Annotated in this window: 15 protein-coding genes; 7 read left to right on the forward strand and 8 right to left on the reverse strand. The window is 73.8% G+C overall.

Features of this window, described 5'->3' with window-relative positions; translation table 11 throughout:
* Positions 1-42 precede the first annotated feature (42 nt).
* The 3 genes from C1I99_RS08520 to C1I99_RS08530 all read right to left on the reverse strand — a co-directional run bounded on the left by C1I99_RS08520 (position 43) and on the right by C1I99_RS08530 (position 3,839).
* A complete protein-coding gene (locus tag C1I99_RS08520) occupies positions 43-1,434 on the reverse strand; it encodes an efflux RND transporter periplasmic adaptor subunit (RefSeq protein WP_111133658.1) in 1,392 nt (463 codons plus the stop codon).
* A 47-nt stretch (positions 1,435-1,481) separates the two neighbouring features.
* Positions 1,482-2,777 carry a hypothetical protein gene (locus C1I99_RS08525; protein WP_111133669.1) on the reverse strand — a complete coding sequence of 432 codons (1,296 nt, stop codon included), beginning with the start codon at positions 2,775-2,777 and terminating at the stop codon, positions 1,482-1,484.
* 141 nt (positions 2,778-2,918) lie between these two features.
* Positions 2,919-3,839, reverse strand: a complete 921-nt coding sequence (locus tag C1I99_RS08530; RefSeq protein ID WP_111133659.1) for a proline dehydrogenase family protein — start codon at positions 3,837-3,839, stop codon at positions 2,919-2,921.
* Between the two features lie 48 nt (positions 3,840-3,887).
* Between C1I99_RS08530 and C1I99_RS33900 the strand changes: the two genes are divergently transcribed.
* From C1I99_RS33900 to C1I99_RS08545, 3 genes are read left to right on the forward strand one after another with little or no spacing between them, the layout of a single operon-like run.
* Positions 3,888-4,247 (forward strand): hypothetical protein, encoded by a 360-nt coding sequence (locus C1I99_RS33900; RefSeq protein ID WP_233512410.1) that lies wholly within the window; start codon positions 3,888-3,890, stop codon positions 4,245-4,247.
* A 1-nt stretch (position 4,248) separates the two neighbouring features.
* Entirely contained in the window at positions 4,249-5,415 is a 1,167-nt protein-coding gene (locus C1I99_RS08540; protein ID WP_111133660.1) for a glutathionylspermidine synthase family protein, read from the forward strand.
* A gap of 19 nt (positions 5,416-5,434) precedes the next feature.
* The gene (locus tag C1I99_RS08545) at positions 5,435-6,022 is read left to right on the forward strand and encodes a CGNR zinc finger domain-containing protein (RefSeq protein ID WP_111133661.1); all 588 of its coding nucleotides are present in this window, start codon (positions 5,435-5,437) and stop codon (positions 6,020-6,022) included.
* 24 nt (positions 6,023-6,046) lie between these two features.
* Here C1I99_RS08545 and C1I99_RS08550 read toward each other — a convergent pair whose 3' ends face one another.
* Positions 6,047-6,853: a sugar phosphate isomerase/epimerase family protein gene (locus tag C1I99_RS08550; protein WP_199562054.1), complete on the reverse strand. Its 807-nt coding sequence runs from the start codon at positions 6,851-6,853 to the stop codon at positions 6,047-6,049.
* Between the two features lie 169 nt (positions 6,854-7,022).
* Positions 7,023-7,967, reverse strand: a complete 945-nt coding sequence (locus C1I99_RS08555; RefSeq protein WP_111133662.1) for a Ppx/GppA phosphatase family protein — start codon at positions 7,965-7,967, stop codon at positions 7,023-7,025.
* A gap of 74 nt (positions 7,968-8,041) precedes the next feature.
* On the opposite strand from C1I99_RS08555, the gene C1I99_RS08560 reads away from it, so the two are divergent.
* Entirely contained in the window at positions 8,042-8,851 is an 810-nt protein-coding gene (locus C1I99_RS08560) for a DUF3109 family protein (RefSeq protein ID WP_111133663.1), read from the forward strand.
* An 88-nt stretch (positions 8,852-8,939) separates the two neighbouring features.
* Here C1I99_RS08560 and C1I99_RS08565 read toward each other — a convergent pair whose 3' ends face one another.
* Positions 8,940-9,623: a response regulator gene (locus tag C1I99_RS08565; RefSeq protein ID WP_111133664.1), complete on the reverse strand. Its 684-nt coding sequence runs from the start codon at positions 9,621-9,623 to the stop codon at positions 8,940-8,942.
* Positions 9,624-9,646: 23 nt separating this feature from the next.
* Positions 9,647-10,933, reverse strand: a complete 1,287-nt coding sequence (locus C1I99_RS08570) for a sensor histidine kinase (protein WP_111133665.1) — start codon at positions 10,931-10,933, stop codon at positions 9,647-9,649.
* A 199-nt stretch (positions 10,934-11,132) separates the two neighbouring features.
* On the opposite strand from C1I99_RS08570, the gene phoU reads away from it, so the two are divergent.
* Positions 11,133-11,786, forward strand: a complete 654-nt coding sequence (gene phoU, locus C1I99_RS08575; protein WP_111133666.1) for a phosphate signaling complex protein PhoU — start codon at positions 11,133-11,135, stop codon at positions 11,784-11,786.
* Between the two features lie 50 nt (positions 11,787-11,836).
* Here the strand turns inward: phoU and C1I99_RS08580 are convergent, their stop codons facing one another.
* Positions 11,837-12,604: a phosphoglyceromutase gene (locus C1I99_RS08580; RefSeq protein ID WP_111133672.1), complete on the reverse strand. Its 768-nt coding sequence runs from the start codon at positions 12,602-12,604 to the stop codon at positions 11,837-11,839.
* 150 nt (positions 12,605-12,754) lie between these two features.
* Here C1I99_RS08580 and C1I99_RS08585 point away from each other — a divergent pair, with 150 nt between their 5' ends.
* Together C1I99_RS08585 and C1I99_RS08590 are read left to right on the forward strand one after the other, a co-directional pair.
* Positions 12,755-14,077, forward strand: a complete 1,323-nt coding sequence (locus C1I99_RS08585; protein ID WP_111133667.1) for an MDR family MFS transporter — start codon at positions 12,755-12,757, stop codon at positions 14,075-14,077.
* An 82-nt stretch (positions 14,078-14,159) separates the two neighbouring features.
* Positions 14,160-14,762: MFS transporter (locus C1I99_RS08590; protein WP_146603920.1), on the forward strand; the 603-nt coding region annotated here is incomplete at its 3' end.

A 14,762-nucleotide genomic window follows, 5' to 3' on the forward strand; every position in this document is an offset into this window, starting at 1 on the left:
CCGCGGTTCCGCTCCGCCGGACGGGCCGGGCACCCGGCGTGATCACCGCAGCTCCTGGCCGTCGCGGACCTGGTCGGCGCCGCGTACCACCACCTGGTCACCGGCCTGCACGCCGCTGACGATCTGCACCAGATCCTGGCCCTGCACGCCGAGCGTGACGGCGGCCCGGTCGGCCCGCCCGTCACGGACCACCCAGACCGCGTCCCGCCCGTCGGCCGAGAAGACCGCCGACGCGGGCACGGTCACCGCGTCGGCGGCCTCGCGCACCCGCAGCCGCACCACCGCGTTCATGCCGGGGCGCGGCACCGGAGCGGGCTCCGCCTCGACGAGCCGGCCGGCGCCGAGCGACAGCCGCACCCGGTAGCTCACCCCGCCCCGGGCGGACGTGGTGGGCAGGACGTCCACCGAGCGCACCGTCGCGTCGTAGCTGGCCCCGCTGACCGCGTCCAGCTCGACGGTGGCGGTGACGCCCGGCCGGACCAGCAGCACGTCGGTCTCGTCGACCTCGGCGAGCAGCCCCAGCTCACCGATGTCCACGACGGTCAGCACGGGTGTCCCGGCGGTGACCGGCCCGCCGACCGGGACTGCGACGTCGACCCCGGGCGGCGGGCCGGCCGGGGCGGCGGCCAGCGCCGACGGGTCGATCCCGGCCGGCGCGCCGCCGGCCAGCAGCCCGGCGAGCGCGTCGGCCGAGGCGCCGCCCGTCGCGGTGCCTCCCGGCTGCACGATCCCGGCGATCGGGGCGCGCAGGGTCAGCGCGTCCACCGTCGCCTTCGCCAGGTCGTACGCCTGCCGGGCCTGCAGCCGCTGGGCGGTGGCGAGTGCGCTGACCGCGGAGTTCAGGCTGCTCACCCCCCGCTGCACCGCGCGGACCGCCCGGTCGGCGGCGCGCGCCGCGTCGTCGTACCGCTGCTGGGCGGTCCTGATCTGGAGCAGCAGCGCGTCCCGCAGCTGCGGATCGCTGATCTTCCCAGCGGCGGCGCGGGCGGCGGCGTACGTCTCGTCGGCGGCCCGGTCGGTGCCGCGCAGGCTACCGGTCAGGTCCCCGCCGCCGGCCCCGCGACCGGCCCGTTTCGCCGCCTCGAGCGCCGCCTCGGCCTGCCGCAGCCGGGCCCGGGCGGTGGGTGAGTCGACCACCGCGAGCACCTGGCCGCGCCGGACCCGCTGCCCGGGCTGAACCCGCAGGCTGGCCAGGGTGCCGTCGGCGGGGGCGGTGAGCGTGGCGGCGGCCCGGGCGGTCACCGTGGCCGGGGCGTCGACCACCTCGGCGACCGCGGCCCGGGCCGCCACGGCGAGGGTGACGGGTGACTCCCCGTCACCGCAGGACGCGGCGGTCGTGCCGGTCAGGACGACGGCGGCGAGCAGGGCGGTGAGCAGGCGGGGCCGCGTGGCTGCGGGCAGCCGCGGCGGGTCGGGGCGGCGCACGCGGCCCATGCTACGAGCCGACGTCGACGCCGAACGATGCGACCGGCGGCGACGGCTCAGGCGACGACCGAGCGGACGTACCCGACGCACTGGTCGTGCAGGGTGGACCACGGCTCGCCGAAGACCTGCTCGGCGGCCACCGCCACCGGCACGCGCTCGTGCACGACCGCGGTGAAGAAGGCGAGCAGCCGCTCCGGCCCGTACCGGTCGACGAGGTTCCGGACGGCCAGGTAGGAGATGCCGTAGCTGCCGCCGACCCGGTCCGCCGGAGCGCCCTCGGCCGGGATGAGCGAGTCGAGCCGGCCGTTCCAGCCACCGCCGAGCAACCGCCGCACCTCGCCCAGGCCCTCGTACCGGTCGACCGGCTGGCCGTCCGCGCCCGCGTACTCGGCCAGCCCTTCCACCAGCCACCAGGTGGAGGTGCCCGGATAACCCCGTTCGGGCAGGGACGCGGCGTGGGTCAGCTCGTGCCGGAGCAGGTCGTCCACCCCGCTGGCGGCGAGCCCGTCGGCGTTGAGCACCACCTCGTGGTGGCCGCCGCCGACGGTGACCGCGTACCCGCCGGTCCACTTCGGCCGGCCGCCACCGTACCAGCGCTGCCACTCGGCGCGACCGGCGTAGAAGATCCGGTACCGGTCGGGTGGTCGGCCGCCGATCGCGTACCCGTCGGCCACCGTCGCCGCCGCCTCGGCCTCGGCGAGCAGCCCGGGCAGCTTCCCGCGCAGCGCCGGGGTGGTGGCGACGAGCGTCCGCGCGCCGACGGCGACGACCAGCTCGCTGACCTCCCAGGGTCGGGTGCCGGTCTCCGCCGACCGCGACGGCTCCACCGCGACGAGCCGGGGCTGCGCCCCGTCCCGCCACCGGGTGCCGGTCAGCACCGAGCTGGTACGGCAGTCCGGCACGACGAAGCAGTAGCGGAACTCGACCAGCAGCCGCCACTCGCCGGGCCGACCCTGCACCGGGGTGGGCAGGCCGGACGGGCTGGCCTGCCAGGTGGTGACGCGCAGCGCCCGCAGCGCGCCGTAGCGCCGCCGGAGGTCGGCATGCGCGGCCGGTTCGGCGACGGCCAGGAATCCGGCCCGGTCCCCGGCCAGCAGGGCGGCGGACTGCCGGTCCAGTTGGGCGGTCATCCGCTCGGCGAGCTGGCGGGCGGCGACCGTCGCCGGATCCTCGGCCGGGGCGCCGAGCCGCCCCACCACCGCGCCGCCCCGGCCGTCCCGCAACACCCCGACCACCAGCGCGGTGGGCAGGCCGCAGGTCAGCAGCACCACGACCGCCGCGAGCGCCGCCCACAGCGGCCAGAGCCGGCGCGGCCGCGGTCGGCCGTCGGCCTCGGGCTCCCCGTCAGTCACGCGGCGAGGGTACGGCCATCCGGCCCACCCGGCGACCACCACCCTGGCGGACCGGTGTGTCCGAACGGGCTCCGACCGTCTCGGCGGCGTGGCCGGCGGCTCGTCCTTCGGATGGATTCTTGGAGATTGTCCGCCGGATGGTTACTTCTTCGAGATCAGGGCCCGGCCGAAGAAGGCCAGGTTGGCCGGGCGCTCGGCGAGCCGGCGCATCAGGTAGCCGTACCAGTCCTCGCCGTAGGGCAGGTACGTCCGCACGGTGTAGCCCTCGCCGACCAGCCGGGCCTGCTCCTCCGGCCGGATGCCGTACAGCATCTGGAACTCGAACCGCTCCGGGCCGCGGTCGAACCAGCGGGCCCGGTCCTCGCCGATCGCGATCAGCCGGGGGTCGTGGGTGGCCAGCATCGGGTAGCCATCGCCGGACATCAGGATGTTCAGGCAGCGGACGTAGGACTTGTCGACCTCGCGGGCGGACTGGTAGGCCACCGACTCCGGCTCCTTGTACGCGCCCTTGCACAGTCGCACCCGGGAACCGGCCGAGGCCAGCTCCCGACAGTCCGACTCGGTGCGCCGCAGGTACGCCTGCAGGACCGCACCGGTCGACGGGTGGTCCTTGCGGAGCTTCGCCAGGATGTCCAGGGTCGAGTCCGTGGTGGTGTGGTCCTCCATGTCCAGAGTGACCGTGGTGCCCGCCTCGTCGGCCGCCGCGGAGATCGCCCGCGCGTTGTCGTACGCGAGCTGCTCGTCGAACGTCTGCCCGAGCGCGGAGAGCTTGACGCTCACCTCGGCGGCCGGGGTGAGCCCGGCCCCGGCGAGCAGCTTCAGCAGCCGCAGGTACTCGTCCCGGATGGCGTTGGCCTGGTCGGGGGTGACGGTGTCCTCGCCGAGGTTGTCGAGGGTGACCGCGAGACCGTCGTCGACGAGTTCGCGGGTCGCGCGCAACGCGTCGTCGGTCTTGGCGCCGGCGACGAACCGGCGGACGACATCCCGGGTGAACGGGGCCGTCGCGACGAGCCGCTCGACCCGGGATGACCGGGAGGCGGCGAGAATGACGGAACGGAGCATGGACCGAGCGTAACGCCCGCCGGTGACCGCGCGCCGGGCGGCGGCGGGGTGCGCGACGAGCCGGCCGCCCCGCCGGCGGCAGCGGCTCCGGCGACCCGGCCCGGGGCGGCGGGGGTGGCGGCGATCGGCTACAACGATGGCGTGGAACAACGCCCCCGCCGCCGGCTCCGCTCAGCCTCCGTGCAGCTCGGCGCGCTCACCGCGCTGGCGCTCGCCCTCTCCGGCTGCAACCTGACCTCCGACGACGACGATGACGACTGCGCCCTCGGCCCGGTGGGGGGCGGCGGCACCGTGGCCCTCGCGCTGCGCGCGCCCGAGCCGGCCGCGCCCACCGCCGGCGAGCCGGCCGCCGCGGCCGTGCCCGAACGCGGCGGCTTCGGCACCCACCTCGCCGCCTGCGGCGGCTGAGGTGCGCCGCGAGTCGGTCACCCCCCGCCCGGACTGGGACGCCACCATCCGCTCGCAGGGGCTGGTGTACGTCGACACCGAGCTGCCCGACGGCGGGATCATGTCGTACTGGGACGAGACCGCCGCCTACGCCTTCGACCTGGACGAGGTGCTCCGGCTGGAGGAGGCGACCGAGGAGCTGCACCGGATGTCGGTGGCCGCCGCCGAGCACGTCGTCGCCCGCCACCGGTACGCCGAGTTCGGCATCCCGGCCTGGGCGGCCGAGGCGGTCGCCCGATCGCTGCGCGAGATCCCGCCCACCCTCTACGGGCGCTTCGACCTCTGGTACGACGGCAGCTGGCCGCCGAAGCTGCTGGAGTACAACGCCGACACCCCGACCGCGCTGGTCGAGGCGAGCATCGTGCAGTGGTACTGGCTGGAGCACACCCGGCCGCAGCTGGACCAGTGGAACAGCCTGCACGAACGCCTGGTCGGCGCCTGGGCGAAGATCGGCGCAGGCCTGCACGACCGGCGGGTGCACGTGGTCTGGTCGAGCGAGGAGGAGTCGGGCGAGGACCACATGACCGCCGGCTACCTGGCCGAGACGGCCCGCCAGGCCGGGCTCGCGGTCGAGCTGCTGCCGATCCAGGAGATCGGTTGGGACGGCCGGCGCTTCGTCGACGCGGCGGACCGGCCGGTCACCACCTGCTTCAAGCTCTACCCCTGGGAGTGGATGGTCGCCGAGCCGTACGGCCGGCTGGCGCTGGACCCGGGCACCCCGACGACCTGGATCGAGCCGGCCTGGAAGCTGCTGCTGTCGAACAAGGCGCTGCTCGCCGTGCTCTGGGAGCTCTACCCTGGGCACGAGCTGCTGCTGCCGGCGTACCTGGACTCGCCGCGCGGGATGCCCGAGTACGTGGCCAAGCCGCTGCTCGGCCGGGAGGGGGGCTCGGTGCGGATCGTCACCGGCGCCGGCGAGATCGTCAACCCGGGCAGCTACGGCGATGAGGGCTGGTGCTACCAGGAGTTCCGGGCGCTGCCCGAGTTCGCCGGCAACCGGCTGGTGGTGGGCAGCTGGATCGTCGACGGCGAGTCCGCCGGGGCGGGCCTGCGGGAGAGCGCCAGTCTGATCACCGACGGCTACGCGCGGTTCCTGCCGCACTACATCGACGCGCCGCGCGCCCTGTGAGTCGTCTACCGTTGGGGGCGTGAACTTCGACGCGTACGCCCGGACCGGCGTTGACCTCGTCAACTCCCGCCTGGACGACCTCGACGACCTGCGGGCCCTCTTCCCCGACGACAACGCCTGGATGCGGGACGAGGTGTCGGAGCGGGACCTGGCGACCTTCCGGCGGGCGCAGAAGCGCCTGCGCGACGTCTTCGAGTACGGCACCTCAGGGCGGGACGCCCAGGCGGTGGCCGAGCTCAACGCCATGCTGGAGGCGTACCCGGTGCAGCCGCGCATCTCCGGGCACGACTCCAGCGACTGGCACATGCACGTGACCAGCCGGGGTGCCTCGGTGAGCGCCGAGTACCTGGCCGGCGCGGTCTGGGGCCTGTCGGTCTGGCTGTGCGAGTACGGCAGTGCCCGGTTCGGCGTCTGCGCCGACGACCGCTGCGGCAACGTCTACCTGGACACCTCGTCGAACTGCTGCCGGCGGTTCTGCTCGGAGCGCTGCGCCACCCGCTCGCACGTGGCCGCGCACCGGGCCCGCAAGCGCGCCGCCGTCGGCGAGCAGGTGACCCCCGCCACCCGGCCGGCCGCCCCGACCGACTCGCTGACCCCGGTCAGCTGACGCGACCGCCCGTCCGGTCGGCGTTCAGGCGTCGACGGGGGACGGAGCGCTGAGGTGCTGGCGGGCGAAGTCGAGCGCCTCGCGCAGGTCGGCCTCGCGGTCGGCGCGACTCTTCGCGCCGCGGGTGGTCACCTCCACCGCGACCGAGCCGGTGAAGCGGCGTCCGGCCAGCGACCGGAGCACCTCGGCGCAGGGCTGGTTGCCGCGCCCGGGCACCAGGTGCTCGTCGCGCCCCTCGCCGGTGCCGTCACCGAGATGCACGTGCGCCAGCCGGTCACCCATCCGGTCCGCCATCTCCAGCGAATCGGTGTGCGAGGCGGCGCAGTGTGACAGGTCGAGCGTGTAGGAGGCGTACCCGGTCTCGGTGGGATCCCAGCCGGGCACGTACGGGACGAACTGCCGGCCCGCCATCCGGACCGGGTACATGTTCTCCACCGGGAAGCGCAAGTCAGGATACTGGCCGGCGATCCGGTCCAGCCCTTCGGCGAAGGTGCGGGCGTAGTCCCGCTGCCAGGTGAACGGCGGGTGGACCACTACTGTGGGGGCGCCGAGGGCCGACGCCAGTTCGGCGGACCTGCGGAGCCGCTCCCACGGGTCCGGGCTCCAGACCCGCTGGGTCACCAGCAGGCAGGGGGCGTGGACGGAGAGCACCGGCACGCCGTAGTGCTCGGCCAGGCCCCGCAGCGCCCCGGCGTCCTGGCTGACGGCGTCGGTCCAGACCATAACCTCGACGCCGTCGTAGCCGAGCGCCGCGGCCAGCTGGAACGCCGCCGCGGTCCGCTCAGGGAAGACGGAGGAACTGGACAGCAGGACCGGGACGCGGGAAGTCACACCATCGAGGGTAGCGGGGCCGGCCGAGGCCATCAGGACGAGCAGCCGCAAACCGACCACAACCACCCGCGTACCGTGCCCGCCCTGCGCACACGGCGCCGCCCCCTGCCCACGACGCCCTGCGCCCGCGACGCCGCCCGGTGCCCGCGGCCCTGCCCGCCGACGCGGGTCAGACCGGACCGAGCTGGTCCAGCCGGCGCAGGATCACACCCTCGCGCAGCGCCCAGGGGCAGATGTCCAGCGAGTCCAGGTCGAGGCGGCGCATCACCGCTTCGGCGACGACCGCCCCGGCGAGCAACTGGTGCGCGCGGCCCGCGCTGACCCCCTCCAGCTCGACGAGCTGCGCCGGCGGGATGTGCCGGATGAAGCCGAGCACCTGCCGCAGCCCGGGGCGGGTCAGCGCGCGCCGGGCCCACAGCCCGGCGCCGGACGGGGCCGCACCGGCCAGCCGGGCCAGCGTGCGGAAGGTCTTCGACGTGCCCACCGGCCGCTCCCAGCCCACCTCGGCCATCTGCTTCACCACCGGATCGAGCAACCCGTCCACGTACGCCCGCAGGTCGTCGACCACCTCGGCCGACGGCGGTGTGGTGCTGTCCGGCCGGATCCGCAGCCGGTCCCGGGTGAGCCGCCCGGCGCCGACCGGCAGCGACACGGCGACGTCCGGGTCCTCGTCGATGCCGGCCGCGATCTCCAGCGAGCCGCCGCCGATGTCCAGCACCAGCAGCCGACCAGCCGACCAGCCGAACCACCGCCGCACGGCGAGGAAGGTCATCCGCGCCTCGTCCGCGCCGGAGAGCACCTCCAGGCGTACGCCGGTCTCGTCACGGACCCGGGCCAGCACCTCCTGGGCGTTGGTGGCGTCCCTCACCGCGGAGGTGGCGAAGGCGAGCAGGTCGTCGACCTCCAGGCCGGCGGCCGCCGCCTTGGCCATGCTGACCGCCTTGACCAGCCCGTCCGCGCCGGCCTCGGTCAGCGCGCCGTCCGGGCCGATCTGCTCGGCCAACCGGAGCACCACCTTCTCGGAGCGCGCGGGCCAGGGGTGCGCGCCGTGGTGCGCGTCGACCACCAGCAGGTGCACCGTGTTGGAACCGACGTCGAGGACACCCAGTCGCATGGTGACGACACTAGGGCCAACCGGTTTCCGCGGCTCGGCGGCCCGCCCGGCACACCGCGCGTACGCTGGGCCGAGTGACAGGGCAGATCGAACTCCGCGTGCTCGTGGACGACCCGGCCGACCCGCGCAGCCGCGAGGTGCCGCTGGACTTTCCCCGGGAGTGGATCGAGTTCGCCGACCCGGCGGATGAGAGTCACCTGATCCGGGCCGACCTGACCTGGCTGCTCTCCCGCTGGACGTGCGTCTTCGGCCGGGGCTGCCACGGCATCGTCGCGGGCCGGGCCGCGGACGGCTGCTGCTCGCACGGCGCGTTCTTCACCGACTCCGACGACGAGAAGCGGGTACGGGCCGCGGTGAAGCGGCTGGCCCCGTCCACCTGGCAGCACTTCCGCCGCGGCGTCAAGAACTGGACCGAGGCGGACACCATCGACGGCAAGAACCCGGCGCGCCGTACCGCCACCCAGGAGGCGGACGGCCCCTGCGTGTTCCTCAACGACCCGGACTTCGCCGGCGGGGGCGGGTGCGCGCTGCACGCCCAGGCGCTGCGCGACGGGGTGCACCCGCTGGAGTACAAGCCGGACGTCTGCTGGCAGCTGCCGATCCGCCGGGACCAGGAGTGGACCACGCGGCCGGACAACACCAAGGTGCTGGTCACCACGCTGTCGGAGTTCGACCGGCGCGGCTGGGGCGCTGGCGGGCACGACCTGGACTGGTGGTGCACCTCCTCGACCGACGCGCACGTCGGCGCCGAGCCGATGTACGTCTCCTACGGCCCGGAGCTGACCGCGCTGGTCGGCGCGCCCGCGTACGCCAAGCTCGCCGAACTCTGCGCGGCCCGCATCCGGCAGGGTCTGGTCGCCCCGCACCCCGCCGACCCCACCTGACGGGCGGAGTCGCGCGCCCAGCGCCGGCACCAACCGGTAGGCGGGACCCCGCCCCTGGTCACCGTGCGGGCGCTTCGAGGTAGTCAGGTCACGGCTCGAACTTGTAGCCCAGGCCCCGGACGGTGACGATGTAGCGCGGCGCGGACGGCTCCGGCTCGATCTTGGAGCGCAACCGCTTGACGTGCACGTCCAGGGTCTTGGTGTCACCGACGTAGTCGGCTCCCCAGACCCGGTCGATCAGCTGGCCCCGGGTGAGCACCCGGCCCGCGTTGCGCAGCAGCAGCTCCAGCAGCTCGAACTCCTTGAGCGGCAGCTGCACCGCGGCACCGTCGACGGTCACCACGTGCCGCTCGATGTCCATCCGCACCGGGCCGGCGGCCAGCGTCGGCGTACCCGACTCGGCGACCTCCGTGGTCTGCCGGCGCAGCACCGCCCGGATCCGGGCGACCAGCTCGCGCGGCGAGTACGGCTTGGTCACGTAGTCGTCGGCGCCGATCTCCAGGCCGACCACCTTGTCGATCTCACTGTCCCGCGCGGTGACCATGATGATCGGCACGTGCGAGCGCTGCCGGAGCTGCCGGCACACCTCGGTGCCGGACATCTCCGGCAGCATCAGGTCGAGCAGCACGATGTCGGCGCCGGTCCGGTCGAACTCGGTGAGGGCGGAGGGACCGGTCGCGGCCACCGAGACCTCGAAGCCCTCCTTGCGAAGCATGTACGACAGGGCGTCGGAGAACGACTCCTCGTCCTCGACCACCAGAACGCGGCTCAACGGGGGATTCCTTTCCATTGCTGTCAGACCTGCCGGAGCTCGGCCGGACCGGCCTCGATCCCAGCGGAGGGCAGTGTCGCCAGGAGGTCGTCCGGGGGACGGGCGGGCAGCCGGAGGGTGAACGTCGACCCACCACCAAGAGTGCTTGACACCTCGACCCGTCCGCCATGGTTGCTGGCGATGTGCTTGACGATGGCGAGCCCCAGGCCGGTACCGCCGGTGGAGCGGGACCGCGCCTGATCGGCCCGGTAGAACCGCTCGAAGATCCGGTCGACGTCTGTCGGGGCGATGCCGATGCCCTGGTCGGCGACGGCGATCTCGACGTGCTCGTCGACGGCCCGGGCGGTGATTCGTACCGTGGTGTCCTCGCCCGAGTAGTTGATGGCGTTCTCGACCAGGTTCGCCACGGCGGTGGCGAGCTGGGTGTCGCTGCCGTAGACGGTCAGCCCACGCTCACCCTCGACCACCACGTCGATCCGCCGGGCGCTGGCACCCGTCCTGGTCCTGTCGACCACCTCGGCGATCACCCAGTCTACCGAGACCGGCTCCGGCGGCGGCTGCGGCTCGGCGCCCTGGAGCCGGGTCAGCTCCAGCAACTCCTGCACCAGCCGTCCCAGCCGGGTCGACTCGTGCTGGATCCGCTCGGCGAAGCGCCGCGCCGCGACCAGGTCCTCCGGCAGGTCGGCCTGCGCGTCGGCCGGCTCGGTCGCGTCCAGCAGCGCCTCGGCGAGCAGTTGCAACGCGCCGATCGGGGTCTTGAGCTCGTGGCTGACGTTCGCCACGAAGTCCCGGCGCACCCGGGCCAGCCGGTGCGACTCGGTCACGTCGGCCGCCTCCACCGCGATGTAGCCGGCACCGATACCCATCGCCCGCAGATGCACGCCGAGCGGGTTGTCCCCGGCGTTGTTGTCGCGGCCCCGCGGCAGGTCCAGCTCGACCTCGCGCCGCACGCCGGTGCGGCGCACCTGACCGGCGAGGGTACGGATCAGCGGGTGGGCGGCGATGGACCCCGGCGTGGGGCCGGTGCGGAGCAGCCCCATCGCCCGCGCCGCCGGGTTGACCAGGACGGGCAGGTCGTCGGGGTCGAGCACCACCACGCCGGCCCGGAGCGAGTCGATCGTCCGGCGGCCGAGCCCGGACTGCGGTTCCTCGGCTATCGCGAGCCTCCCCCTGCGCCAGCGGAAGCCGGACCGGCTCCCCTTCCGGGCGGAGCGGTCAGCCAGCGCCGGGACGAACCGGGGCAGCAGCAGCCCGGCGATCAGCCCCGCCACCAGCCCCACGGCCACACCGACCGTCACCGCCCACTCCACCCGGTGATCGTAGGGTCATTGTTAACCTGGCTAACGCCCACAACGGGACGAACCCCTCTCGCTTCCGGGAAAGTTCACTTTTGTGCCCGGCGTCGTTCACCTGGGTTCATCTCCGGTCCGCCCGTCCGCCCTAGCGTGGGCGGCGCACCTTTTCACCCCGCCGGCCCGCGTCGGCGACCACCGACCACAGGACGTGACAATGCGCGACGAGTTCCGGGCTGACCTGCAGATCGTCAGCCAACTACTGGTGGACATGGCCGAGGGGGTCCGGGCCGCCATGCGGCAGGCCACCCGCGGCCTGCTCACCGCGGACCGCCGGGCGGCCGAGACGGTGATCGAGCGGGACGCCGAGATCGACGAGCTCTACCGCCACGTCGAGGAGCGGGTCTGCGACCTGCTCGCCCGCCAGGCGCCGGTCGCCTCCGACCTGCGGGCGATGATCACCGCCCTGCACGTCGCCGCCGACCTGGAGCGGATGGGCGACCTGGCCGACCACGTCGCCAAGACCGCACTTCGGCGCCACCCGTCGCCGGCGGTGCCGGCGGAGCTGCGGCTGATCTTCACCGACATGGCGGGGATCGCCGACCGGATGGCCGAGAAGATCGCCTCGGTGCTAGCCAGGCCCGACGCCGACCTCGCCGCCGAACTGGACCGTGACGACGACGCCATGGACGACCTGCACAAGAGCCTGTTCGGGGTGCTCCTCGGCGCCGACTGGCCGTACGGGGTGGAGACAGCAATCGACGCGACCCTGCTCGGCCGCTTCTACGAGCGCTTCGCCGACCACGCGGTCAACGCCGGCGAGCACGTCGTCTACCTGATCACCGGGGAGACGGCGGCCTCGCCGAACTGAGCGGTCGCGACGAGGCCCCGGCCCACCCGGCCAGGGCCTCGTCGCGTAGGTCAGCGGCCCTGGTTGGCCACCGCGGCGGCGGCCTCCTTCGCGGCGGTCGGGTCGAGGTAGGTGCCGCCCAGCGTGAGCGGGCGCAGCTGCGGGTCCAGGTCGTAGCGCAGCGGGATGCCAGTCGGAATGTTCAGCTTGGCGATCTCCTCGTCCGAGATCCGGTCCAGGTGCTTGACCAACGCTCGCAGCGAGTTGCCGTGCGCGGCCACCAGCACCGTACGGCCGGCCAGGATGTCCGGCACGATCGAGTCGTACCAGTACGGCAACATCCGCTCGACGACGTCCTTGAGGCACTCGGTACGCGGCATCAGTTCCGGCGGCAGCAGCGCGTAGCGCGGGTCGCCGGCCTGCGACCACTGGTCGTTGTCGTCGATCGGCGGCGGCGGGGTGTCGTACGAGCGGCGCCAGAGCATGAACTGCTCCTCGCCGTACTCGTCGAGGGTCTGCTTCTTGTTTTTGCCCTGCAGGGCACCGTAGTGCCGCTCGTTGAGCCGCCACGACCGGCGTACCGCGATCCAGTGCCGGTCGGCGGTGTTCAGCGCCAGCTCGGCGGTGCGGGTGGCCCGGCGCAGCACGCTGGTGTGCACCACGTCCGGCAGCAGGTTGTGCTCGCGCAGCAGCTCGCCGCCGCGGCGCGCCTCGTTCTCGCCCTTCTCGGTCAGGTCGACGTCGACCCAGCCGGTGAAGAGGTTCTTGGCGTTCCAGTCGCTCTCGCCGTGCCGCAGCAGGACCAGCGTCCCGACGGTGGGCCCTTCGCTCGCAGTCATGCGGATCATCCTGCCGCAACGACCGGCGGAACACACGGGAAGGGTCGTGAGGACCACCACGTGGAAAAGGCAATGACCGGTGATCGGGCCGACCACTAGGTTGTAAGGCGCGTCAAGTAGGGCAGTCATTACGGAAGTGGGGGCGCCGACGTGCGGACGATGCGGGGTTGGTTCCGGGACACCACCGGCGGGCTGCCCCCCACCTTCTGGTACCTCTGGACCGGCACGCTGATCAACCGGCTCGGCTCGTTCGTCCTGGTCTTCCTCGCCATCTACCTCACCCAGGAGCGCGGCTTCTCCGCCTCCCAGGCGGGCCTGGTGCTCGGCCTGTGGGGCGTCGGCGGCGCGGTCGGCACCACCGTGGGCGGTACGCTCACCGACCGCTGGGGCCGCCGCCCGACACTGCTCACCGCCCACCTCGGCGCGGCCGGCATGATGCTCGCCCTCGGCCTGGCCGAAGAACTGTGGGCGGTGGCGCTCGGCGCGCTGCTGCTCGGCATGTTCGCCGAGGCGGCCCGGCCCGCGTTCGGCGCGATGATGGTCGACGTGGTGCCGGAGAAGGACCGGCTGCGCGCGTTCTCGCTGAACTACTGGGCGATCAACCTCGGCTTCGCCTGCGCCGCCGTCCTCGCCGGGCTCGCCGCCGAGGCCGGCTACCTGCTGCTCTTCGTGGTCGACGCGGCCACCACCGTGGTCACCGCGCTGATCATCTTCGCCAAGGTCCGCGAGACCCGTACGGTCCCCGCCGGCCCGCGCCCGGACGACGCGCCCGTCGGGGCGCTGCGCGTCATCCTGACCGACCGGGTCTACCTGGGCTTCGTGGCGCTCAACCTGTTCGCCGCGCTGGTCTTCCTCCAGCACATCTCGATGCTGCCGATCGCGATGGGCGACTCCGGCCTCTCCCCCGCCACGTACGGCTCTGTGATCGCACTCAACGGCGTGCTGATCGTGGTGGGCCAACTCTTCGTCCCTCGGCTGATCCGCGGCCGGAGCCGGTCGCACGTGCTCGCCCTGGCCTCGGTGGTGATGGGGGTCGGCTTCGGGCTGACCGCGTTCGCCGAGGCCGCCTGGTTCTACGGCGTCACCGTGCTCATCTGGACCGTCGGCGAGATGCTCAACTCACCGTCCAACGCCACCCTGATCGCCGAGCTCTCCCCCGCCGCGCTGCGCGGCCGTTACCAGGGCGTCTTCTCGCTGTCCTGGCAGGTGGCCGGGGCGGTCGCCCCGATCCTCGGCGGCCTGGTCCGGGAGCAGGCCGGCAACACCACGCTCTGGCTGGGCTGCGCCGCGATCGGCGGGGTGATGGCGGTCGCCCACCTGGTCTCCGGGCCGGCCCGGGAGCGGCGGGCCGCCACGCTGCGGGCCACCACCAGGCCGGCCGTGCCGGTGGCCGCGATCCGGCCCCCGACGCCGGAGGCGGCCGAGACCGCGCCCGCCGAGCCGGTCGAGCCGGCGTCCGCCCCGGCACGGTGACCGGGGACACGCTGGCGCGGACCGTGGTGGCTTCCTACGGTCGAGGACGCATCTGTTAGTAAGGAAACTTTTCGGAGGACACGTGTGGGCCCTGCGGCGCTGGCTGGCCGACACCGTGGGCGGGTTACCCGCCACCTTCTGGTACCTCTGGGCCGGCCTGCTGATCAACCGGGCCGGCGCCTTCGCGATGCTCTTCCTGCCGCTCTACCTGACCGACGCGCGCGGGGCGAGCGAGGCGCTGGCCGGCGTGCTACTCGGCGGCGTGCTGGCTGACCGGTGGGGGCGGCGCGCCACGCTGCTCGCGGCCCACCTGGTCACCGCCGCGCTGATGGTAGGGCTGGCCTTCAGCCGGCACCTGGCCGTGATCGCGGCGCTCGCCGCCCTGGTCGGGGTGGCGCACTCGATGCCCAGTCCCGCCTTCGTCGCGGCGGTCGTCGACGTGGTGCCCGAGCACCGCCGCTCGCGCGCGTTCAATCTGCAGTTCTGGGCGTTCAACCTGGGCATGGCGGTGGCCTCACTGCTGGCCGGCGTACTCGCCGAGGCGAGCTTCCTGGCGCTCTTCCTGGTCGACGCCTTGGCCACCTTGGTCGCCGCCGCGGTGATCGGCTGGAAGGTGCCCGAGACCCTCCCCGGTCGGGCCGGCCGGTCGGCGCAGCCACGAAAGTCGGGTGCGTCGGGGCGGGCG

Origin of the sequence: Micromonospora deserti (assembly GCF_003236335.1) — a bacterium.
Classification (GTDB): Bacteria; Actinomycetota; Actinomycetes; order Mycobacteriales; family Micromonosporaceae; genus Micromonospora; species Micromonospora deserti.

What these genes read in the sequence shown, in the direction of transcription:
- phoU (WP_111133666.1), top strand. Translation starts at nt 11,133, where the DNA reads ATGCGCGACGAGTTCCGGGCTGACCTGCAGATCGTCAGCCAACTACTG.
- C1I99_RS08520 (WP_111133658.1), bottom strand. Translation starts at nt 1,434, where the DNA reads ATGGGCCGCGTGCGCCGCCCCGACCCGCCGCGGCTGCCCGCAGCCACG.
- C1I99_RS08555 (WP_111133662.1), bottom strand. Translation starts at nt 7,967, where the DNA reads ATGCGACTGGGTGTCCTCGACGTCGGTTCCAACACGGTGCACCTGCTG.
- C1I99_RS08580 (WP_111133672.1), bottom strand. Translation starts at nt 12,604, where the DNA reads ATGACTGCGAGCGAAGGGCCCACCGTCGGGACGCTGGTCCTGCTGCGG.
- C1I99_RS08530 (WP_111133659.1), bottom strand. Translation starts at nt 3,839, where the DNA reads ATGCTCCGTTCCGTCATTCTCGCCGCCTCCCGGTCATCCCGGGTCGAG.